Below are 23,109 nucleotides of genomic sequence, written 5' to 3'. Positions count from 1 at the left end.
GGATTATGGCACCGGCGGGGTGCTCTGCTGTTGGCTCGCCATCTTGAGCGCATCAAGCAGCAAGGTTCTGTTCAACGGCTTGCCAACGCAGCTGACAAAGCCCTCGTTCAGATACTCGGTGATCTGATGCGCCATGACATTCGCGGTAAAGGCAATCGCCGGCGGCAAATGGCGTCCGGTTGCGGCAGCCTCTTGCGCGATCTGCTTCAGAGCGGCGATCCCGCCCACCACCGGCATCGAAATATCGAGCATCAGCACGTCGAAGTCGCTCTCGCGCCAGGCGTCGATCGCTTGCTGGCCATCCTCGACAAGGGTCAAAACGATACCAGTGCCACGCAGCATGGCTTCGAGCACGCGCCGGTTGGTGGCGTTGTCATCCGCGGTCAGCAGGCGCAGCCCGCTGAGGTTCAGCGCAACGCCGCTATCGATCTCGGTCTTGCGGACCAGTTCATGTTCCGGCAAGGGCAGCGTGATCAGGATCGTGGTGCCTTTTCCCGGAGCGGATTGCACGTCGATTTCGCCCTGCATCAACTGGATCAGTCGTTGCACGATGGACATGCCCAAGCCGGTTCCGCCGTGCCGCCGCGCGACCGAGCCGTCGCCCTGAACGAAAGCATCAAAGAGCCGGTTCAGCGCTTCGTCCGACATGCCCGGGCCGGTATCGGTGATCTTCACGGTCAGGGCCTCGCCCGGCCGGTTCGACATGTCGACGCTGACCTGTCCTGACTCGGTGAACTTGACCGCGTTGCCGATCAGGTTGTGTAGGATCTGCGCGAAACGATGGGTGTCGCCGCGTCTTGACGGGCCTTGCGGCGTCAGGCCGCTGGTGGTCAGCTGCAGTCCCTTTTCCTCGGCGCCAAGCTGATGCAGATTCATGATGCGCTGGAGCGTGGCTTCGGGCTGGAAGGGGGTGTTCTCAAGTTCGAGCTTGTCGGCCTCGATCTTTGAGAGGTCCAGAATATCGTTCAGGATATTGTGCAGACTCTGGCCGCTTTCACGGATCGTTGTCACCATGGCCCGTTGGTCGGGATCGGTGACAAGGCTTTCAAGCACCTGCGCCATGCCCAGCACCCCGTTCAGCGGCGTGCGGATCTCATGGCTCATGTTGGCCAGAAAAATCGACTTGGCGCGGCTGGAATCGTCCGCGGCCTGACGCGCGCGCTGCGCGGTGGTGATGTCCATTCCCGCGCCGCGGTAGCCGCGCAGGGCGCCCGCTTCGTCAAAGACCGGGCTGCCTGACAGCTGCAACCAGACCTCGCTGTCGTCCGCCGTGGCGGCAAGGCAGACGAAATCGCTGAAATCTTCCTCTGCGCTCATGCGCGCCGCCAGCGCCTCCCAATCGGGCCTCGGTTCGAAATGCGGGCTGTTCTTCGCCAGATCCTCAAGCCTGTGACCCAAGAGCGGCTGGCGGTGCTGGCCGGTGATATGTTGATAGCTGCTCGACAGATAGGTCAGCCCCCGCTCGGCATCCTGTTCCCAGACGAATGTCCGGCTCACGCGTGAGACGCTTTGGTAGCGGCTGTGTGCCTCGCCGCGCCGCCGAAGGGCCACGTGCAAGCGCTTCACATTGCTCGCCCGCTCGTCCAGCAGCCGCCCCATGATCAGGCTGGGAATGACGATCAGCATCGCGCCCAGCAGCAGCCACAGGCGCAGGCCCCAGGCATTCGACGGCGTATCGCGCCAGCCGCCTCGCGGGATCGCCGAGATTTGCCATGTGCCGAACGGCAGATTGACAAAGACCTGCACCGGGTCGTCGTCAAGGATCGCGGCATCGCCAAAGAAGACCGCGTCTTCCGACCCCTGACCGAGATGGCCGCTCAAGGCCAGCTGAATGGAGAGAGAGTCGTCGTTCAGGCCGGTTGCCGTGTAAAACCGATCCGCATCGATCACCGCCGACACCAGCCCCCAGAACTGTCCCTGTTCCGTGCCGTCGGGGATAAACACGGGAAATCGACCGATAAAGCCAGTGCCGCCCTGAACCAAGTCGACCGGTCCGGCCACCACCAGTCTGCCGCTGTCGCGTGCCAGCATGGCACCGACACGTTGCTCGGGGGTGTCGAGGTAGCTCAGACCCAGCGCCGCTGCGTTTCCCTCAAGCGGATAGACATAGCGGATCACCATGTCGGGCGCGGCGGCCAGATTACGCAGCAACGAGTTCTGGTTCATCAGGCCGCTGGAAAGCGCGGCGAAACGCTCGGCGCTCATATCCGGCTCGGTGATCAGCGTGGCGATAAGGCCGCGCACCAGCTGGATATTGGACGACAAAGTGCCCTCGATCTGTGCGCGCACCACGCTGGCGCTGCCCAGAACTTCATGGCGAAGGCTCTCTTGGTAGACATAGCGGTTTTGCAGCTCGGCAAAGGTCCAGATCAGAACGACGACCGCCAGAGAAATTGCGGCAGGAATATTGGTTACACGAAGGATGCGCTGCAACCGACACTCCTTGACTGACTTGACCTTGATCTCACAATGACCCTGCCGACCGGTCAGTTCAATGCCATTGTCGTACCCGACAGGGCCGCAATCCGCCTGACGGGCGGATCTGTGTCATTTCGACCGATGATTGCCCCGCCCTGTGGCCAAAGGCACACGGCGGGGCGGCGTCGTGGGCGTTTGGCTCACCGAAAGGATGCTGAACCGGCGGCAACGCAGGTCGTTTTTGTGCGCGTCTGGCCCGTGGTTCAGCCCTCAGCCTGCGCAATCAGCGCCTGTGCGGTGGCAAGTTCGGCTTCGTCCCAATAGCCGATGACCACGCCCTGTTTCAGCACCGGATCGGCCCCGATCCGCAGCAGCTCGTCGGCTTGGGTGAAGTCGGTATCCGCGCAGCTGATGCGGTTGCGCCCGTCGTGATACCAGCGCCGGATCGCGTCAAAGAGGCGGGCGCGGATCAGATCATAACCGGGCGCGCGACCCAGATCGCACAGCTCGTCGGGGTCGGTCTCAAGATCAAACAGCATCGGCGGCAGGCCCCGGCAGTCGATCATCTTCCAGCGGCCGTCAAACACCATGGTCAGGCGGCTGTCCTGAACGCTGGTGCCCAGTTTGACGCGCACCTGATCGGACGCATAGTCGTACTCGGAAAACACGTGCGTCCGCGCCAGCCCGGCCGTGGGGTCGCGCAGCAGCGGCAGCAGCGAATGGCCCTCGAGCACATGCGGCTTGGGCGCAGCACCTGCGAGTTCCAGAAATGTCGGGGCAAGATCGATCATCTCGACCAGCGCGTCCGAGGTCGTGCCCCGCGTGGCATCGGCCTCAGGCGCGGGATCGTACAGGATCAGCGGCACTTTGACCGAGGCGTCGTGAAACAGGTATTTCTCGCCCAGCCAATGATCGCCGAGGTAATCGCCATGGTCCGAGGTAAAGGCGATCACTGTCTGATCCGCGATGCCACGGTCCTCCAGAAAGGCAAAAAGCCGCCCGAGGTGGTCGTCGATCTGCTGGATCAGGCCCATATAGGCCGGGATCACGCGCTCGCGCCCGCCGTCGCGGCACAGCGTCAGGGCGTGCCGCTCTTGGGTGAAAGCCGCGTAGAGCGGGTGCGGGTCGGCCAGTTCGGACTCGCTGCGGACAGGGTCGAGCAGATCCTCGGCACCATAGAGGTTGTGATACGGGGCAGGCGCCAGATACGGCCAGTGCGGCTTGATATAGCTCAGATGCGCGCACCAGGGTTTGCCCTTGGCGATGGCCCCGTCGATAAACGCCATCGCCCGGTCGGTCAGATAGGCGGTTTCGGAATCCGCTTCGGCGACCCGCGCCGGTTTGTCAGAATGCGCCCAAAGCCAGCCGTTAAGCCGCTCGCCTGCCGGGCCTTCGGCGCTGTTGGTCCATTCCTCCCACAGATTGTCGCCGTCATAGCCCTTGGCCCGCAGATAGGCTTGATAGGCCTCGCCACCGCCGCCGGGATGCTTTGACGGATGCAAACCGTCGTGGCGGTCGAAAGGGTCAAAGCCACATTCCGCGCTGCGCACGCCGATCAGCGAGTCCGCCTCGATCCCCAGCCGTGCCATGCCGTCGCGGTCCGGGGTCATGTGGGTCTTGCCCAGCAACACACAGTCCATCCCTGCCTCGCGCAGATGGTCGCCCAGCATCGGCTCGCCCACCCGCAGCGGCACGCCGTTATAGGTTGAGCCGTGCGAGCGCACATAGCGCCCGGTATAGGCCGACATGCGCGAGGGGCCGCAGATCGTGGATTGCACATAGGCGTTGGTGAAGCGCACGCCCCGCGCAGCCAGAGCGTCGATATGGGGCGTTTTCAGGGATGGATGCCCGGCACAGCCCAGGTAGTCGAACCTGAGCTGGTCGCACATGATCCACAGAATGTTTCTCGCCACGTCGTCTCTCCGTTTCCAAGGGGCAGGCCGCTGATACCGCGTTGGGCTGACGCGACATATCGGCTCAACGGTTCATCAGGTCCGGCAGCAGGGTCGCCGTCTGTGGCACCAGCAGCACAAGGATCAGCGCGATCACCATGGCGATGACAAAGGGCCAGACGCCGCGAAACACGGTCCAGATGTTGACCCCGGGCACCGCCGATTTGACCACCAGCACGTTGATCCCCACCGGCGGCGTGATCAGCCCCAGCTCGACCGCGATCACCGCGACGATGCCGAACCAGATCATGTCCACACCCATCGGTTTCAGGATCGCGGCAAAGATCGGCACGGTCAGGATGAGCATTGCCAGACTGTCAAAGACACAGCCCATGATCAGATAGATGACGCAGATCGCGGCGACGAAGAGCAGGGGCGAGACGTCGAGCGCGATCAGCGCTTCCGAGATCGCGGTGGTGAAGCCGGCAAGATTGACGAAGTTCGAGAAGATCGTCGCACCGAAGGCGATGACAAAGATCATGCCGGTGGTGATGCCGGTTTCCACCAGACTTTCGCGCAGCTCGCGCAGCCCCATCTTGCCGCGCGCCACTGCGAACACAAAGCTGGTGGCGACGCCGATGCCTGCGGCCTCGGTCGGGGTGAAGATGCCGAAATAGATGCCGCCGATGATGACGACAAAGATCACCACCACGCCCCAGACCCTGAGCAACAGCCGGAACCTCTCGGGCCAGGCGACCTTGTCGCCGCGCGGACCGATTGCGGGGTTGCGGTAGGTCAGAAGGGCGATGGTGGCAAAGAACAGGCCGATCAGGATCAGGCCGGGGATGATGCCAGCGATGAACAGTTTGGCCACGTCGGTTTCGGACAACAGGCCAAAGATCACCATCGGCACCGAGGGCGGGATCATGATCCCCAGCGTGCCACCTGCCGCGATCACCCCGGTCGACAGGCTGTCGTCATAGCCATAGCGCCGCATCGAGGGCATCGCGACCTTGGAAATCGTCGCCGCCGTGGCCAGAGACGAGCCGCAGACCGCCGCAAACCCGCCGCAGGCCGCAACCGTGCCCATCGCCAGCCCGCCGCGCCGGTGTCCCAGAAAGGCGTTGGCGGCGTCATAGAGTTCCTGCGCCAGTTGGCTGCGGTGAATGAACGCCCCCATCAGCACGAACAGCGGGATCACGGTCATGCCGTAAGACGCGACCTGATCGTACATCTGCTGGCCGGTCATCACGAGCGCACCGTTGATCGCACGCATGTTGAACTCGAGGCCGCCGTCGCCCCAGGACAGCAGTGCCTGTCCGACCATATCGGCGCGGACATAGGCAAAGCCGATGACCCCGACGAACATCAGCGCAAAGCCCAGCGGGACGCCGACGAAGATCATCAGAAGAAGGACGGCAAAGCCGATCAGCGACACGATCATTCGAGAGTCCCTCTTGCGGGTTTGGCGTCCAGATCGCGCCCGGCGATTGCGCGGATCACAAGGACCAGCGCGACCAGTGCCGACAGCCAGCCAAGCGCCGACATGACCGCTGCAACCGGCCAGAGCGCCAGACGCAACGAGCCGGTGGCGATCTGTGAGTGGTAGAAGATGCTCGTCTGGATCCCCATGCGCCAACCGATGAAGGCCAGCGCAAGGAAGCTGATGATCTGGATGGTGATCCGGTGGATCTGCCGCGTGCGGCCGTAGAGGTGATCGGTGAAAAGGCCGATCGTCAGATGGCTCTCCGAGCGCGTCGCCAGCGGCAGCGAGGCAAAGACCGTCAGCCCCATGAGCAGTTCCGAGATTTCGAACGCGCCCTGCAGGGGCATGCCGAAAAAGTAACGGCCCGCCACGTCAATGACCGTCAGGGCGGTCATGGCGACGAGACACAGGCTGATCACCAGCTCGAGGAAGATCTCGACCCATCGCCATGAACGTTTCATCGGTCAGTTCCCGGTCACGACATTGGCTTGTTCGGACAGGTAGAAGTCCAGCGCTTCTGCCCCGTCGATGCCGTGGGCCGCGACAGAGTCGATCCAGTCCTGCCGGATCGGCGCAAAGGCGTCGGTCATCGCCTGCGTGAAGCTGTCATCGGCCTGAATCACCGGAATGCCCGCGTCGATGGCCCGCTGGCGCGCCGCTTCTTCAGGTAACTCGCCGAAGCTGCCGCGATGGGCCAGAGACTCGCCCGAGACGGCCAGAATGGCCTCCTGGTCGGCCGGGTCGATCGAGTCCCAGACATCCTGACGCACGAAGATGGCAAAGGCGGGGGCAAAGAGCGAGCCGGGCACTTCGGTGACCGAACCGATGTATTGCGCGACGTTGAACACTTCGAGCGACTGGAAGTTGATGCAGCAGAAGGCATCCACCACGCCGCCCGAGATCACCTCATACATCCGCACCGCCGGTCCGGGTGTCACCACCGCTCCCAGCGCCGCCAGCGCCTCGGCAGTGACGCCGGGCAGGGACCACATCTTGACGTTCTGCAGATCCTCGACGCTTTCGAACGGCTCGGGCTGCATGTTGAAGAAGCTGCCCGACGGCGTGGTGATCAGCCCCAGCAGCACCACGTCTTCCAGATCATTGTGACCGGCGAAGTACCGCTCATACGTGCGCCACAGCGCAACCGAGGTCTCTTCGTTGCCGAAATAGGTCATCGGCAGCAGCGGCAATTGAAGCTCAGGATGAGACTCGCGCAGAAAGCCGACCATCTGGAACGCACCGTCGACCACGCCTTGCTGAACCGCGTTCAGCAGGCCCGGCGGTGGCGCCAGCGAGGCGGCGGGGACCGAGAAGGTCACGCGCCCGTCAGTGGCGCTTTCGATGTCGCCGATCCAGGGGGCCAGGACATCCGTCCACAGGGCGTCATTCGACCCCAGGAAGTTGTTGAACAGTATGGTGGTGTCCGCAAGGGTGGGTTGGGCCGCCAAAAGCGCAGCCGCTAACGTCCCGTACTTAAAGGGTTTCATGCAAGTCTCCCGTGGGGTTGCGCCGCTTGTTGCGACTGTTGATCTTGATTTATATAACACGTTATATGTAGCCAGAAGCAAGTCAAGTGCTATGATCGGCACCTCAGGAAGGGCGTTGGAGATCGCGATGCCGGGTAATGATGAGAAGCAAGCCAAGGAGGCAACGGCTATGAAAATGCGCGGTTTTGAATCCGCTTTGCCGCTGTCGCTGGCGCGCGCGCGCGCCGCAACGGCGCAGAAGTTTCAGGTCCACACCCATGCTGTCGGTCTCACGCCGCCGCAATGGCAGGTGATTCGTGCCCTCGGCGATGGCGAGGCGCTGGACGTCGGCACCATCGCCACGCGCTGCGCGCTGTTGCAGCCCTCGGTCTCGCGGCTGCTCAAGTCGCTGCAAGAGCGTGCGCTGGTCGATGTGCTGCCCGGCGAGGACAGCCGCCGCCGCAAGGTAACCCTGACGGACAAGGGCCAGGATCTGTTCGCCCGCATCGGCGTTATTTCGGAAGCGGTCTACCGCGACATCGAGGATGCCTATGGGCGCGAAGAGCTGGAGCAACTGGTCCGCATGCTCCACCGCCTGCGCGAAGTCGTCGATGCCATGCCGCCACTCCCGCTGACCATGCCCGCAACCGAGGAACCGCGCGAATGACCCAGACCCCGACGCTGATACTGACCGATGCCCGGATCCGCACCATGGACCCCGCGCGCCCCTTTGCCGAGGCCTTGGCGGTTTGCGCCGGGCATCTGCTCGCGGTCGGTCCGGCGCAGGAGGTCGAGGCGCTGGCCGGTCCGGGCACAAAAATCGTGCGACTCGGGGGCAGGGCGGTGATGCCCGGTCTGATCGACAGCCATACGCACGGGTTGTGGGGGGCGTGCCGCGATCTGTTCGAGGTCTATGTCGGCCTCAGCGGATCGCTCCGGCTGTTGCTCGACAGCATTGCCGCGCGCGTGGCGCAGACCCCGCCGGGCGAGTGGATCGTCGCCGGGCCGTGGCGTCCGTTCGAGCGCCCCTCGCTGGGAACCGTGCCGCGCGCGCTGCTGGACACGATCGCGCCGAACCATCCGGTCGTCGTCAAGGATCTGTCGCAGCATAACATGTGGCTCAACTCCGAGGGGCTGCGCCGTATCGGCTTTGGCCCCGACAGTCCGGCAATCCCGGGGGGCGAGATCGAGCGCGACGCCAGCGGCGTGCCGACCGGCATCCTGATCGAGGCAGCCACAGCGCCTGTTCATCCGCAAATCGCCCCGACCGCCGCGCAACTGTCGCAGGCCGTGCTGCATATGGCGGGATATTTTCACGCGCAGGGCATCACCGGCTTCAAAGAGCCGATGGCCTTCGCGCCCGAACTCAAGGCCTATGCCGAGGCCGATCTGGCGGGCAGGCTGAACCTGCATGTCGGCGCGCATCTGACGCGGTATTCGGCGATCACCGGCGATTGGGTCCCGATGGAAGACATCGCAGCCCTGCGGGCGCGCTACCGCAGCCCGCATCTGCATACCGCGTTTGCCAAATTGTTCCTTGATGGCGTGCCGGTGGCCAGAACGGCTGCGTTTTGCGATCCATATCCGGGTACCGATCCGGCGATGCACGACCCCGAGGCGATGCTGCTGGTGCCGCCCGCGCGGCTGAATGCTGATGTAACGGCGCTTGATGCTGCCGGGTTGACCGTCAAGATGCACGCCGTCGGTGACCGCGCCATTCAGGCGGGGCTCGACGCGATCGAAGCGGCGCGGCACGCGAACGGGGCCAGCGGGCTGCGCCACGAGATCGCGCATGCCAACTTCATCCGGCGGCAGGACCTTGCACGCTTCGCCGCGCTGGGGGCGGTGGCCGAGATGTCGCCCAAGCTGTGGTTCCCCAACCCCGTCACGCCCGGCCAGCGCGCCGTGTTGGGCGATGCGCGGGCCGAAAGCTGCCATCCGGTGCGCAGTCTGCTCGATGCCGGGGCCGAGGTGATCTACGGCTCGGACTGGCCCGCCGCCGCCCCCGATGCCAACCCCTGGACCGGGATTGCCGGCATGGTCACGCGCGCCGACCCGGCGGGCCTCTTTGACGGCCATGTCGGGGCGGATCAGGCAATCGCGCTTGACCGGGCCTTGCCGATTTTCACCGTGAACGGCGCGCGGGCGCTGCGGCTTGAGCAAACCACCGGCGCATTGCGGCCCGGTCTGTCGGCGGATTTTATCGTGCTGGACGCGCCGATCGAGACGCTGACGGCGGCGGAACTGGGCGCGGTGCAGCCGCGTCAGACATGGTTCGAGGGTGCGATGGTCTTTGAAGCCTGAAGGCGACCGGTGCCCTTGATACGCCAGGCTTTTCTGGGGCGGCCCGGTCGGATAGACCGGGCCGTTTTTTAGAGAAAAGCCAGCGGCTTGCAGGTCCTTGGTGCCATGTTTGCACCCACGCGCGCCACGCGACGCCATGCCTGAGGTGCAGAATTCTGGGAACTCTTGGGCGTCTCGCCGGTTGAGTCCGCATGAGGGCCGCCCCTACGCGGATATTTCGCGCGCATGCGGTCTCAATGGCTGCCTCGACCTTACCGGCCCCTCGTGCCGCAGCGCGCCCCGCGCGTTCGTCCTGACAGCCAGATCATGCGTCGGGAACACAACAGGGGCCGCACCGCCATGCCACCAGACTTCACCAAACCAAGCCGCCGCACTTTCCTTGCCGGAACAGCTGCGGGGGCGGCGCTGAGCGTTTTTGCTATGCACGCCCGCGCTCAGGCCGCGCGAGAAGTGCCGCTGGACCAATACCAACCTGAATACCTCACCGCTGCCGAATACGCGTTCATCATGGCCGCGACCGACCGGATCATTCCCGAAGACGGCGAGGGGCCGGGCGCGCTTGAAACCCGCGTGCCGGTGTTCATCGACCGCCAGCTGGCGGGCGACTTCGGCACCGCGGCTGATCTCTACATGGAGGGGCCATTTACCCCGACAGCCGATCCGTTTCTGGGCACGCAGACGCCCCTGACCCCGGCCGAGATCTATCGCGGCGGCATTGCCGCCTTCGACGCGTGGTGCGCCCAGACCCACAACGCCAGCTTCGCCGATCTTGACGCCGAAACGCAGGACGCCGCGATCACCGCGCTGTCGGAAGGTGACGTCCCGCTTGGCCCCGAGCTGCGCGAGTTCTGGAGCCTGCTGCTGCAAAACACCCGCGAGGGGTACTTTTCTGACCCGCAATACGGCGGCAACGCCGGGATGGCGTCCTGGGTCTATATCGGCTTCCCCGGCGCGCGGGGCAGTTTCTTTGAATGGGTGGGACGGCCCGAGGCGTATCCGCTCGGCCCGGTCAACATCGCTGGTGAGAGGGCCTGAACCATGGCACGCACAGATCCCAAGAAAGACGTCGTCATCATCGGGCTGGGCTGGACTGGCTCGATCCTTGGCATGGAACTGGCGCAGGAAGGGCTTGAGATCCTTGCCCTCGAACGCGGACCAGACCGCGAGACGGTGCCCGATTTCCAGTATCCCAACGTGATTGACGAGCTGAAATACGGCATCCGGCTGGGTTTCATGCAAAAGCCGCGCAACTCGACCCTGACGGTGCGCCGCTCGCTGACCGAAACCGCGCAGCCGTATCGCCGGTTGGGGTCGTTCCTGCCCGGCGATGGTGTCGGCGGCGCGGGCATCCACTGGAACGGCCAGACTTGGCGCCCGATGGCCGAGGAGTTCCGCCTGAAGTCCTATGTCGAGGAAAGCTTCGGTGCCGACATCATCCCCGAGGGCATGACCATTCAGGACTGGGGCGTCAGCTATGACGAGCTGGAACCCTATTTCGACCGTTTCGAGTATATGGCCGGGATCGCGGGCAAAGCGGGCAACCTGAACGGCGAGATCCAGCCGGGCGGCAACCCGTTCGAGGCCCCGCGCAGCCGAGACTACCCGATGCCGCCGATGAAACAGGGCGTCGATGCGCAGATGTTCGAGCAGGCAGCGCGGGCCATGGGCCTGCACCCGTTCCCGCGCCCTGCCGCCAATGCAACGCAAGCCTATACCAATGAATACGGCATGCAGCTGGGCCCGTGTAACTACTGCGGGTTCTGTGAACGCTACGGCTGCGCCAACTACTCGAAATCCAGCCCGCAGACCTGCGTGCTGGACGCGCTCAAGCGGATGCCGAATTTCAGCTACAAGGTGAACTCCGAGGTGCTGAAGATCGAATTGGCCGAGGACCGCGCCACCGCCACCGGCGTCACCTATTTTGATGAGGCCGCGCAGGAGGAAGTATTCCAGCCCGCCGATCTGGTCATCGTCGCTGCGTATTCGCTGCACAACGTCCACCTGATGTTGCTCTCGGGCATCGGTGATCCGTGGGATCCGGTCACGCAGACCGGCACGACGGGCAAGAACTATGCCTATCAGATGAACGGCGGCACCTCGATGTTCTTCCGCGATGTCGAGTTCAACCCCTTCGCTGCCGCCGGATCAAACGGCGTGTCCATCGACGATTACGCCATCAACCAGATCGACTTTGCGCGGGAGGGGTTCATCGGTGGCAGCTATATCACCGCAGGGATCTCGAACGGGCAACCGATCCGGGGCATCTCGCTTCCCGCTGGCACGCCGTCATGGGGGGCAGGCTGGAAGCAGGGGATCGGCGACTGGTACGGACATTCGATGTCCATCGGCTCGCATGGGTCGAACATGGCGTACCGCGACTGCTATCTGGACCTCGACCCCACCTATACCGACCGCCATGGCCGCCCGCTGATGCGCATGACCTTCAACTGGAAGGACAACGACATCCGCATGACGCAATTCATGCGCTCCAAGATCGAACCGATTGCCGAAGCGATGCAACCTGACAGCTGGCGCTCGTCCTACAAGAGTGAGGGCGCGCAATACGACGTGCGGCCCTATCAGACCACGCATAACGTCGGCGGCGCGATCATGGGTGAGGACCGCGAAACCTCGTCGCTGAATCGCTACCTGCAGACCTGGGGCCAGCACAATGTCTTCGTGATGGGGGCCTCGGCCTTCCCGCAGAACATCCAGTACAACCCCACGGGGGCGGTCGGCGCGCTCGCCTACTGGGCCGCAGATGCGATCCGGCGCGACTATCTGCCCAACCCCCGGCCGCTGGTGTGAGGAGAGCATCATGAAAACCTTCCTGCGTCTCATCCTCGTTCTGGCGGTCATTGGTGTCGTGGCCCTCATCGCCTTCATCTTCATCCCGGTCCAGCGCACCCCTGCGCAGACGGCGCTGGCGGCGGATTACACCGTGCCCGAAGGGCAGGGCGAATACACCATGCGGCTGGCCGATTGCGCGGCCTGCCATACCGCCGATGACGGTGTGCCCTTCGCGGGCGGGCGGCCCATCGAAAGCCCGCTGGGGACGATCTATTCCTCCAACATCACGCCTGACCCCGAAACCGGGATCGGCAATTACACGCTGGCCGATTTCCGCGCCGCGCTGGTCGACGGCCTGCGCCGCGACGGCACGCATCTTTACCCTGCCATGCCGTATGAAAATTACCGCATGCTCAGCGAGGAAGACATCCGCGCGCTCTATGCCTACTTCCACGACCAGCTCGAGCCGGTGTCCAACCCGACGCCCGAGACCGAGCTGTCCTTCCCCTTCAACCAGCGCTGGGCGCTGCGGGGGTGGAACTGGCTGGCGCTGGGCGATCCGGGCTTCACCAGCACACTCAGCGACGCCGAGCTTGCGCGCGGTGAATACCTTGTCACCGGGCCGGGCCATTGCGGCGCGTGCCATACCCCACGCAGCCCGATCATGACGCAGGCGGCGCTGACTGGTGCGGATGATGCCTTCCTGTCTGGCGGCGAGATCGCCGGCTGGACCGCACCCGCCCTGCGCGGTGCCAACAGCGCGATCCGGGGCTGGAGCGCAGCCGACATTCGCCTGATCTTTGCCACCGGCCGCAATGCGCATTCCGCCGTCAATGGCGAGATGCAGCTGGTGATCCGCGATTCCACGCAATTCTTCAGTGATGAGGATCTCGATGCCATCGCGGGCTATCTGGTCCACCTCAACAGCGGTGAGCAGGCACCTGCGGAGCCGACGGAGACCGCCACCGAACAGCTGCTGGCGTCGGCTGACCCGTCGATGGATCTGGGCCCAAGGCTGTACCTCGACAATTGTGGCGCCTGCCACTTTGTCAACGGGCGCGGCGCGGATGAGGTGTTTCCGGAACTGGACGGCTCGTCGCTGGTCACCGCCAACAGCCCGACCGGCCTGATCTCGATGATCCTGCACGGCGGTGAACTGCCCTCGACCGCCGAACGCCCCGAGCGGCTGCGCATGCCGGGCTTTGCGCACCGTTTGTCGGATGACGAGGTTGCCACGCTGGCCAGTTTCCTGCGACAGGGCTGGACCAATGACGCAGGACCAGTGTCCGCCGCCGATGTCTCGGCCCTGCGCGATGAGCCGGCGACGAACTGAGCATCGGTGCGGTGCTGACCCCGGTGGTCGGCACCGCACCCACCACAATTGCCAGGGGCGTTTACCATATCTTATTCGCCCGCCCGCTATGCCTGTTCGGACCCCTTCCTTAGAACGAGGACATCCGACCTATGGCAAAAGATCTTGCGCTGACCTCTTTGGCAAAACATCAGGGTTTACAGGCGTTTGCCTATCTTCGTCTGCAAGAGGCAGACCGCCTTGTCCAGCGCGCGACGCTTGAGCCGCTGACCGATGGCGGCCTGCGCACCGCGCAACTGCTGGCCGATGCGCTCGCCCTCGCGCCGCACCATCATAAGGCGCAAGTCCTGCAACAACGGCTCTATCAGATGTTCGTCCCGCGCTGGCATTTCCCCATGCTCGCTGACAGCGCCCGCAACCGCGCCTATGCCGCTGCCATCGCGGCGAAGGTCAAGCCCGGCGATATCGTGCTCGACATCGGCTGCGGCGCGGGGCTGACGGCCATGCTGGCGGCGCGGGCCGGGGCAAAGCACGTCTACACCTGCGAACAACAGCCCCTGATCGCGCAAGCCGCCACGCGCGTGATCGCCGAAAACGGGCTTGCGGACCGGATCACGGTGATCCCCAAGATGTCGCACAATCTTGTCATTGGCGTCGATATGCCCGAACCCGCCGATGTGGTGATTTCCGAGATCGTCGATACACTGTTGCTGGGCGAAGGGGCGCTCGACACGCTGTTTCACGCCATGCACCGGCTGGCCAAGCCCGAGGCGCGCACCATTCCCGAGCATGGGGTGCTCAAGGCGCAACTGGTGGAAAGCGATGCCCTCATGCGTCTGTGGCGTCCTCATCAGGCCGAGGGGTTCAATCTGTCGGCGTTCCACCACTTTGCCACCATCGCACAGATTACCCCGAATGATTTTGCCATCTGTGGCCTCAAGCCCCTTGGGCCTGCAAAGCCGCTGTTTGCGTTCGATTTCACCCGACCCACCACCAAGCCCGCGCAACGGATCGAGGTTCTGACAAGCGCCACCACGGGCACCATCCACGCGGTTTTCGTGTTCTTTGAAATGCGCTTGGCACCGGGTATCCGGGTGACGAACGGCGTGCAGGCTGATGGCCATTGGGGCCGGACGGCGTTTCTGCTCGATCACCCGATCCCCGCGCAACCGGGCGTGCAACTGAGCGTCTGCGCCCATCACGACGCGGCGCATCTGAGCCTGTCTGTCGCGCAGGATGAAGCGGTCAGGGTCTCCGTCTCGGCAGAGGCAACGCTTCGGGTTGACGACCCGGTGGCGGATATCCCGGAAAATGCCGAGTATGCCGTTGATCATGGTTTCGCGCCCCCGTCGACCTGGGCGCGTGCCAAAAGCGCCGCGTCTCCCGCCGGACAGGCCGAACGCCGCGCCTGAGGCCTGCGGCGCGACGCAGTGCGGGGTAGGGGGGGGGGGGAATCGTGCGGACCCCGCCCAAAAGGACACTGGCCTCGGTCCATGCCCTTGGCAGCTTTCGGGTCACCGTTTCCAGACGGCGTAAGGCATGGAAATAACAGAGAAACGAACGGATCACGGCGCTTAAGAAAGCGCCTTTTGCCCCCGGTCAGCCAGCCGCTGCACCCGTTACGGCGCGTAACCGGTGCGCGGCTCGCCTTGCGCCGTCGTCAACTATCGCGCAAAACCAAGTCTTCAAGTTTTCGACACCGGATGACCCCGACATGAGGACGCCATGACCCCGCGAGCGCCTGTCATAGCCCTGTATGGATCGTCCTTCCCGGTCTGGCTGTTCGCGGCGCTGGCCGGGTTGGTCATGGCGCTGGTGCTGCGTGAAGTGCTCATTGCCACGGGCCTGTCCCGGCATCTGCCCGCCCCGGCGGTTTTCCATCTGTCGACCGCCGTTCTGTCGGGCGTCGGGCTCTATGTTCTGTGGATCGGAGGCTACCAATGACGCTGCGCGCCTTTCTGCGGGTCGGTGTTGCGGTTCTGGCGCTGGGTGCCGGGGGGCTGTCGTTCTGGGCCTGGCAGCAGTCGGAAAGCCATCCGATGACCGACGCGGCCACGGTGGATGCGCCGGTGGTCGAGATTGCCGCCATCGTGCCGGGTCTGGTGATCGAGGTTGCGGTCGAGAACAACGAGCACGTCGAGGCCGGTGAGCTGCTGTTCCGGCTGGACCCCGAGGTCTATGATCTGGAGCTGCAGCAGGCCCGCGCCGCGCTAGCCGCCGCCGAGTCCGAGCTGCGTCAGGGCGAAGGCAACCGCGCGCTGGAGCAATCCAACGCCGATGTCGCCTCGAGCCAGATCGACCGGGCCGAGGCCAATCTGATCCTTGCACGGCAAACGCTGATGCGGCTCGAACCGCTGCTGGAGCAGGGCTATGTCACCGCCCAACAGGTGGACAGCGCCCGCACCGCCGTCCGCGATGCCGAGGTGACGCTGCAACAGGCGCGCAGCCACGCCAGCGGCACGGGTGCCTTTGTCGGCACGCTCGATACGCGCCGCGCGCAGGTGGATTCCGCCCGTGCCGCTGTGGCGCTGGCCGAACGCAACCGTCGCAACACCGAAATCCGCGCCCCGCGCGCGGGCTATATCGCCGGGCTGACGATGACGACGGGCGAGTTTGTCGTCACCGCCGCACCGCTCTTTTCGCTGATCGACGACAGCGAATGGCGGGTGACCGCCCTGTTCCGCGAGACGGATCTGCCGCAGATCGCGTTGGGCGACAGCGTGCGGGTGTTCCTGCTGGCCGCCCCGTCGACACCGATCCGGGGCCGGGTAACGGGCGTGGGCTGGGGCGTGCGCTCGAATGACGAGGCGCAGCTGCTGGGCTTGCCGCTGGTGGCGAGCAAACTCGACTGGGTGCGCGCCGCGCGGCGCTTCCCCGTCGAGATCGAGCTTGAGGACGCCCCCGCCGGGCTGGTGCGGCTTGGCGCCTCGGCCTCGGTGCGCATTCTGGGGGTGGAAGCGGACGCGGCGCAATGACCGACGCCTCGGCACAGACCCTGCTGGCCGAGCTGGCGCCGCGCGACGGGCGGCTTTCCGGCGCGCTGACGATCACCGGGCTGGTGCTGGTCACCAGCGCCATCGCCATGGCGCTGCGCGTGCCCGAGGTGGCGCTGTCGTGCTACCTGATCTTCTTCGCCCACCGCGACAACGCGGGCGACAGCATCTTTACCGCGATCAAGCTGACCATCGCCGCCTCGCTGGGGATTTTTCTGGGTGTGCTCTTGCTGCGCGGCGTGATCGAGGAACCGATGCTGCGGCTGGCCGCGCTGGTGGGGTTTACCTTTCTGGGGATGTTCCTGTCGCAGGCCTCGAAACTGGGACCGCTGGCGGGCACGGCGGGGTTCGTCTTTGCCTTCCTGCTGACGCTGGCCGATGTCATCCCGGTGCCCGAGCTGATGAACCGCGTGCTGGAATGGATGTGGGTCGTGCTGGCGCTGCCGCTGGGCCTGATGGCGTTCTGGGCGGCGCTGGCGGGCAAACGACCCGTGCGCTGCGCCGAGGAACGGATCACCGCGCGCACCCGCGCGCTGGCCGATCCGCAGGGGGCATCCGCGCAGGCCTTGCTGGATGAGGGCATGGGACCGCTGGACGACTACCGCAAATTCGCCCGCATGCTGGGCGAGGCACGTGGCGAGGAAGCCGCGCGCCTCGCCTACCGTGCCGATGACAGCTTTTACCAGCTCGCGCTGGCCGAGGCCGGGGTCTTCCCGCAGCGCAGCCACGCGGCACCCCCGCCCGAGCCGGTGCCGTTTTTGCGGCCAGACGCGTTCACCGACCCCCGCCATGTGCGCTTTGCGCTGAAGGTCTCGCTGGCGGTGGTGATCACCTACGCCTTCTACACCGCCTTTGGCATGTTCCAGATCCACACGGCGATGATCACCTGTTTCTACGTCGCACTGGGCACACGTGGCGAGACGCATCATCGCATCGCCCTGCGCTTTTCGGGCGCGGTGATGGGCGCGGTGGCCGGGTTCGCCACCATGCTGTGGCTGATGCCGCTGGTGGATGACATCGGCGGGCTGTTGCTGCTGCTCGCCGTGCCGACCTTTGTCGCGGCGTGGATCGGGCTGGGCAGCGAGCGGATTTCCTATGCTGGCTGGCAGCTTGCGTTGTGTTTCTTCCTTGTGGTGCTCACCGGCTTTGGCCCGCCGACCGGGATCGGCGCGGCAGTCAGCCGGGTGATCGGCATCCTGTTTGGCAGCGCGGTGATCATGGTGGTCTTTGCCGTGGTCTGGCCCGAATCCGCGCGCGATGACGCGCTGGCCGCGATCGACGAGATGGACACGGCCCTCGCCACTGCCCCGCCGCCGCGCTCAGGGCGCGACATCGCCCGGCTGCGCGCACCGCTGGCGCAGGCGATGCGTCTGTCCGAGATGGCCCGCTATGAGCGGCTTGCCGATCTTTCCCCCCAGATTGCCGCTGCCAAGGTGCGGTATCACGCCTTTCTCAGGAGCACTGCGCATGCCGCTGCCTAAGGCACTTCGACCGTTCCCGCTGATGCTGCTGATCGCCGCCTGTGCGCAGGTTGACACGGCAGGGCTGGCCCCCGCCGATCCCTCGGCCCCGCCTGACGGGATGAGCAGCTTCACGCTGGCCGCCGATACCCGCGTTCCCGGCGCGACTGCAAGCCGCGCGGCGGTGCCCGGTCAGGTCTATGACCTGCCAACCCTGATCGACATCGCCCAGACCAACAACCCGGTGACCCGCGCCGCGTGGCTCAGGGCGCGGCAGGCGGCGCTGGCGGTCGGGCTGGTCGAGGCAACCTACCTGCCGCGCATCAGCGCCGAAATTCTGGCCGGGCGGCATGCCTCGGACAGCACGGCGGTCAATGACCCGCTGGGCGTTCTGCCTGCGGGCTCGGTCGCGACCGGAACCGGCGCGGATGCGGCGGTGCTGTCGGTGCAATGGCTGCTGTTCGACTTTGGCCGCCGGTCGGCGCTGCGGCGCGGGGCACAAGAAGCGTCCTTTGCGAGCAACGTCACCTTCGTGGGCGCGCATCAGACGTTGATCCATGACGTCACGCAGGCCTTCTACGACCTGCAGGCTGCCACCCAGCGCGAGGCTATCCAGCGCCAGCGTCAGGACGCCGCGCTGGAAATCGCCGGCATGGCCCGCGCGCGCCGCGAACAGCAGGTCGCCACGGTGACCGAACTGGCGCAGGCCGAACAGGTCGTGGCGCAGGCGCGCTTCGATCTGACCCGCGCCCGGTCCGAAACCACAGCGGCCTCGACCCGGCTGGCCACGCTTTGCGGGCTGTCGCCGCGCCAGCCGATCCGCGTCAACCTCTCGAGCACGCTCCAACTGCCGCCGCGCCCGCCTGCGGCGGTCGATGCCTTCCTGCAAGACGCGCTTCAGCGCCGCCCCGATCTGCAAGCCGCCTTTGCCCGCGCCCGCGTCAGCGAGGCCAATGTCGCGGCGGTCGAGGCCTCGTTCCGGCCGCGTATCGTCGCGTCGGCCACGCTGGGCGAGCGGGTGCTGAGCGGCACCATCGATGACTCCCGCCTTGGCAGCGCCGGGATCGAGCGCTCGCAGCACGTCGCGGGCGTCTATCTGGGCGTGTCGATCCCGATCTGGGACGGCAACGCCCGTCAGCTGCGGCTGGCCGAGGCACAGGCCGGGCATCAGGCCGCGCTGGCCGAGGCCGAGAACCTGCGCGCCATGGCCGAGGGCGAGATCATCGCCGCCTATGAGGCGCTGCGCGCCTCGCTCGCGGCGAACACGGCGGCGGTTGAAATGGTCTCGACCGCGCAGACCACCTATGACGCCGCGCGGTCGATGGCCGGACGCGGGCTGGCCACGGTGGGCGAGGTCGATACCGCGCTGCGCATGCTCTACGACGCCCAGTTGTCTCGGGTTGAAGCGCAGCGCACCGCCCGCTCGTCGGCGGCGCTGCTGGCTTTCGCCTCGGGTCAGATCGCGTCGGGGCGGTAACAGCGGCCCGGCGCAGCACCGGACGACCGGCGGGGCGGGTAAGAGCCGCCCCTCGGACAGTCTTTGCGACATAGCCGCTGCGTTGCTACAAGTGCGGGGCTTGCGGGACCGCTGGATACCGGACAGGAGGAACTGACACATGCCCGACGCCGTGCCGATCATCGCTGCCAAATCGCCCGCAAAAGTAGAGCTTGAGGCGGGGAAAACCTATACATGGTGCCGCTGTGGCCGCTCGTCATCGCAACCGTTCTGCGACGGCTCGCATGCCGGGACCGGGATCACGCCGCTCAGCTTCACCGCTGAAAAGACCGGTTCAGCGGTGCTGTGCCGCTGCAAGGCGACCGGCGATGCGCCTTTTTGTGACGGGACGCACACCCGGCTTGGCGACCGCGCGGTCGGCGACGCGTCGCCTCAGACCAAAAGCGAAACACCCACCGCACAACCGACACCCGAAGAGCCCACCGTCGCCCGCATTCATGCGCTGGCCCGCGACGGGCTGTCCAAGCTGGGCCACCACGGCGAGATGGGCGCGATGGGGGTGCCGCGCAAAGACCTGCCGCAGTGGGACGATATCCAGATCCTTGCCGCGCAGATGGCGCGCAAGCCGCTGCTGGATGATGTGACGGTGGCGACCTCGGTGACCATCGGGCCCCGCGCGAAGAAGCCGTTGACCCTGACCATCCCGCTGTTCGTGTCGGACATGAGCTTTGGCGCGCTGTCGCAAGAGGCCAAGACGGCGCTGGCCCGCGGCGCGGAGCTGGCAGGAACCGGCATCTGCTCGGGCGAGGGGGGGATGCTGCCCGAAGAGCAACAGGAAAACAGCCGCTATTTCTACGAACTCGCCTCGGCCCGGTTCGGCTGGGATCCAGCCCTGATGGAACGGGTGCAGGCGTTTCACTTCAAGGGCGGGCAGGGGGCGAAGACCGGAACCGGCGGGCACTTGCCCGGCGACAAGGTTCAGGGTCGCATCGCCGAGGTACGCGGGCTTGAACCGGGGCAGGCAGCCGTGTCGCCTGCAACCTTTCCCGACCTGCACACGCCCGACGATTTCCGGCGCGTCGCGGATGAAGTGCGTGAACGCTCGGGCGGCATTCCCATCGGTTTCAAGCTGTCGGCCAACCATATCGAGGACGATATCGACTTCGCACTGCAGGCCGGTGCCGATTACATCATTCTCGACGGTCGTGGCGGCGGCACAGGGGCTGCGCCGCTGATCTTCCGCAACCATATCTCGGTGCCGACGATCCCCGCGCTGGCGCGCGCCCGGCGTCATCTGGACGCGCGAACGGGCCGCGAGGTGACTCTGGTTATCACCGGCGGGCTGCGGGTGGCTGAGGACTTCGCCAAGGCACTGGCGCTGGGGGCCGATGCGGTGGCGCTGAGCAATGCGGCGATGCAGGCGGTCGGCTGTGTCGCGGCGCGCATCTGCCACACCAACAACTGCCCGGTGGGCATCGCCACGCAAAAGCCCGAACTGCGCAAATGGCTGGATGTGCAGGTGGGCGCAGACCGCCTCGCGCGGTATTTCGGCGCGAGCGTCGAGCTGATGCAGGTGCTCGCCCGTGCCTGTGGTCATGCCAGCCTCTCGGCGTTCAGCCCACGCGACCTGACCACCTGGAAGCGCGAGATGGCCGACCTCAGCGGGGTGCGTTTCGGCGGTGTTTCAGGGTAAGGCGCTGATGATACGCGCCGAATGTTCGCCGCCCAGCCAGTGCCCTCGCTGGAGCGGCAGCCCTTTGTCGGCGCTCCGAGCGCAGGGTCTTTGCTTGGCGTGAACCGGAGTGTTCGAGGCGTACAGCGCTGTCTGGGGTTGATGCGTTCCGGGTCACCGCAGCATGTCCTGTCCCCGTTGGGGCGCATGTCGAAGACGGGTCAGCGTCGCCCCGGATGATCTAGTGTGTGTTATGGCACGACCTCATTTCTCAGCGCCAAGGCCGCGCAGGCGACCAGCGGCACCGGCGCGCTTCACGCGGCGCCGCACTTGATCGCCCTGTCCGCTCGATCCCCACCAGCGCGTCGACCCCGAAAAGATCAAGCATCAGGTGCAGGCCGCCGCACTGATCAGAGGACCGTCTCGGCGCGGCCTGTCACAAGCGCAACGATGGTGATCCGGGCAGGGAGATCGATTGCAACAGGGTTAACTGTCTGTCCCCAACCCCCTGCGACGTCTGCCAGACCGTAAAAATGCCCGCGTCCCGGACTACCGGTCTGTGGATAAAGTGTTGGGTTTCCGATTCGGCCAAGTGTTCTGGCTGAAAGTTTCTTAGGAATGTCACGCCTAGCGACGCGCAAATTCGCATTCTGCAACGATCACCTCCGCGCGCATCGTTGACGGCGGGTATTACGTCGCGCCGCCATGCCATCGCCGGATTCCGTCAGACACCCAGCGGGCAATTCCCTTTCTTACCACTGGGAATCTTAATGCCGTCGCGCCTTTCACGGGGCTTTACGGCGAGGATTTGCGTCCCCTCGGTCAGCAAAACCCGACCACGCAAAATGTGGCGCGTTTGCCGCAACAACGGGGAAACCCGTATGCAACCTGAAAATGAGTTGTTGTACATCCGTGAAGCTTCTAACCCATTGTGATGAAAGCTGTACGCGTACAGGCACGTGGCGCGATGTGAGATTGATGGGGATGGATGATGTTTAAGTGGTTAAGCGGTGTATTGAGCGTTGCGTCAATCATGGGGGGCCTTGCAACGCCATCCGACGCATTGACTTCGACTGGCTCAGAGGTTTTTGTGGCAACGGCGCTGGGCAGCTGCTCTGTCAGTTCCTATCAAAGCGCGACCGCGGGCGTTAATACCGCATGGATTTATCTGGGATCCTACGCTTCCGGTGGCAGCTATTGGTTCAGCAATAATATCACAGCTTCTTCTCCCATAACGCAAAGTGTCATTGAAGGCTGCGGCTTTTCCGACGTCTCTGGCTTCACGGCAGACGGGGCAAATGGGTCGTATGCCGGGGACGCCTATATCGGTTTTTCCTTCACCGGGACGCCGACCGGCGGTGTGCCGACATTTCATGAATTCGCCTTTTCAGGCGCAAACCCGACCACGCACATCGTCACGATAACACCCTCTGCCCCCGCCAACACGGTGCCCACCGCCGATGCTGGCATCGCCCAGTCGGTGGCGCAGGGCGCTGTGGTGTCGCTGGACGGCACCGGCTCGACCGCGAATGACAGCGGCCAGAGCCTGACCTACACCTGGACGCAGACCGCGGGCACCGCGGTGACGCTGTCGAGCGCCACGGCCGCCAGCCCCAGCTTCACCGCGCCGAGCCTGAACATCGGTGACACCGCGCTGGTGCTGACCTTCTCGCTGGTGGTTGACGACGGCTTTGACGCCTCGACCGCCGATACCGTGCAGATCACGGTAAACGCCCCCGCCAACACCGTGCCCACCGCCGAAGCGGGGATCCCGCAGTCGGTAGCGCAGGGTGCTGTGGTGTCGCTGGACGGCACCGGCTCGACCGCGAATGACAGCGGGCAAAGCCTGACCTACGCCTG

The 23,109-nt window shown here is 65.2% G+C and carries 17 protein-coding genes; 12 read left to right on the top strand and 5 right to left on the bottom strand.

Annotation, left to right across the window (positions count from 1 at the left end):
- Positions 1 to 3: 3 nt before the first annotated feature.
- The 5 genes from EAE28_RS23385 to dctP all read right to left on the bottom strand — a co-directional run bounded on the left by EAE28_RS23385 (position 4) and on the right by dctP (position 7,283).
- Positions 4 to 2,433, bottom strand: coding sequence for an ATP-binding protein (locus EAE28_RS23385; RefSeq protein ID WP_127110867.1), 2,430 nt, complete (start codon positions 2,431 to 2,433; stop codon positions 4 to 6).
- 248 nt (positions 2,434 to 2,681) lie between these two features.
- The gene (locus EAE28_RS23380) at positions 2,682 to 4,331 is read right to left on the bottom strand and encodes a sulfatase-like hydrolase/transferase (protein WP_220443996.1); all 1,650 of its coding nucleotides are present in this window, start codon (positions 4,329 to 4,331) and stop codon (positions 2,682 to 2,684) included.
- A 64-nt stretch (positions 4,332 to 4,395) separates the two neighbouring features.
- Positions 4,396 to 5,754: a TRAP transporter large permease gene (locus tag EAE28_RS23375; RefSeq protein WP_127110865.1), complete on the bottom strand. Its 1,359-nt coding sequence runs from the start codon at positions 5,752 to 5,754 to the stop codon at positions 4,396 to 4,398.
- Positions 5,751 to 6,257: a TRAP transporter small permease gene (locus EAE28_RS23370; protein WP_127110863.1), complete on the bottom strand. Its 507-nt coding sequence runs from the start codon at positions 6,255 to 6,257 to the stop codon at positions 5,751 to 5,753. Before EAE28_RS23370 ends, EAE28_RS23375 begins: the two co-directional genes overlap by 4 nt.
- Positions 6,258 to 6,260: 3 nt before the next feature.
- A complete protein-coding gene (gene dctP / locus EAE28_RS23365) occupies positions 6,261 to 7,283 on the bottom strand; it encodes a TRAP transporter substrate-binding protein DctP (protein ID WP_127110861.1) in 1,023 nt (340 codons plus the stop codon).
- 169 nt (positions 7,284 to 7,452) lie between these two features.
- Between dctP and EAE28_RS23935 the strand changes: the two genes are divergently transcribed.
- The 12 genes from EAE28_RS23935 to EAE28_RS23305 all read left to right on the top strand — a co-directional run.
- Positions 7,453 to 7,929: a MarR family transcriptional regulator gene (locus EAE28_RS23935; protein WP_164736763.1), complete on the top strand. Its 477-nt coding sequence runs from the start codon at positions 7,453 to 7,455 to the stop codon at positions 7,927 to 7,929.
- On the top strand, positions 7,926 to 9,566 hold the full coding sequence (locus EAE28_RS23355) for an amidohydrolase (protein ID WP_127110857.1): 1,641 nt from the start codon (positions 7,926 to 7,928) through the stop codon (positions 9,564 to 9,566). Before EAE28_RS23935 ends, EAE28_RS23355 begins: the two co-directional genes overlap by 4 nt.
- A gap of 339 nt (positions 9,567 to 9,905) precedes the next feature.
- Entirely contained in the window at positions 9,906 to 10,601 is a 696-nt protein-coding gene (locus EAE28_RS23350; protein WP_127110855.1) for a gluconate 2-dehydrogenase subunit 3 family protein, read from the top strand.
- A 3-nt stretch (positions 10,602 to 10,604) separates the two neighbouring features.
- A complete protein-coding gene (locus tag EAE28_RS23345; RefSeq protein ID WP_127110853.1) occupies positions 10,605 to 12,374 on the top strand; it encodes a GMC family oxidoreductase in 1,770 nt (589 codons plus the stop codon).
- Positions 12,375 to 12,384: 10 nt separating this feature from the next.
- Positions 12,385 to 13,689 (top strand): cytochrome c, encoded by a 1,305-nt coding sequence (locus EAE28_RS23340; RefSeq protein ID WP_127110851.1) that lies wholly within the window; start codon positions 12,385 to 12,387, stop codon positions 13,687 to 13,689.
- A 131-nt stretch (positions 13,690 to 13,820) separates the two neighbouring features.
- The gene (locus EAE28_RS23335) at positions 13,821 to 15,080 is read left to right on the top strand and encodes a class I SAM-dependent methyltransferase (RefSeq protein ID WP_127110849.1); all 1,260 of its coding nucleotides are present in this window, start codon (positions 13,821 to 13,823) and stop codon (positions 15,078 to 15,080) included.
- A 313-nt stretch (positions 15,081 to 15,393) separates the two neighbouring features.
- Positions 15,394 to 15,612 (top strand): DUF1656 domain-containing protein, encoded by a 219-nt coding sequence (locus EAE28_RS23330; RefSeq protein ID WP_127110847.1) that lies wholly within the window; start codon positions 15,394 to 15,396, stop codon positions 15,610 to 15,612.
- Positions 15,609 to 16,643, top strand: a complete 1,035-nt coding sequence (locus EAE28_RS23325) for an HlyD family efflux transporter periplasmic adaptor subunit (RefSeq protein ID WP_127110845.1) — start codon at positions 15,609 to 15,611, stop codon at positions 16,641 to 16,643. Before EAE28_RS23330 ends, EAE28_RS23325 begins: the two co-directional genes overlap by 4 nt.
- Positions 16,640 to 18,142: an FUSC family protein gene (locus tag EAE28_RS23320; protein WP_127110843.1), complete on the top strand. Its 1,503-nt coding sequence runs from the start codon at positions 16,640 to 16,642 to the stop codon at positions 18,140 to 18,142. Before EAE28_RS23325 ends, EAE28_RS23320 begins: the two co-directional genes overlap by 4 nt.
- Complete coding sequence (locus EAE28_RS23315; protein WP_164736762.1) at positions 18,129 to 19,598, top strand: TolC family protein; 1,470 nt, start codon at positions 18,129 to 18,131, stop codon at positions 19,596 to 19,598. The genes EAE28_RS23320 and EAE28_RS23315 overlap by 14 nt, the downstream gene beginning before the upstream one ends.
- 139 nt (positions 19,599 to 19,737) lie before the next feature.
- The gene (locus EAE28_RS23310; RefSeq protein ID WP_127110839.1) at positions 19,738 to 21,270 is read left to right on the top strand and encodes a glutamate synthase-related protein; all 1,533 of its coding nucleotides are present in this window, start codon (positions 19,738 to 19,740) and stop codon (positions 21,268 to 21,270) included.
- A gap of 1,339 nt (positions 21,271 to 22,609) precedes the next feature.
- Positions 22,610 to 23,109, top strand: a 500-nt coding sequence (locus tag EAE28_RS23305) for a PKD domain-containing protein (RefSeq protein ID WP_220443995.1), incomplete at its 3' end; no start/stop codon positions are given.

Origin of the sequence: Pararhodobacter zhoushanensis, assembly GCF_003990445.1 — a bacterium.
Classification (GTDB): domain Bacteria; phylum Pseudomonadota; class Alphaproteobacteria; order Rhodobacterales; family Rhodobacteraceae; genus Pararhodobacter; species Pararhodobacter zhoushanensis.
This window is presented reverse-complemented; position numbering and strand designations above follow the sequence as displayed.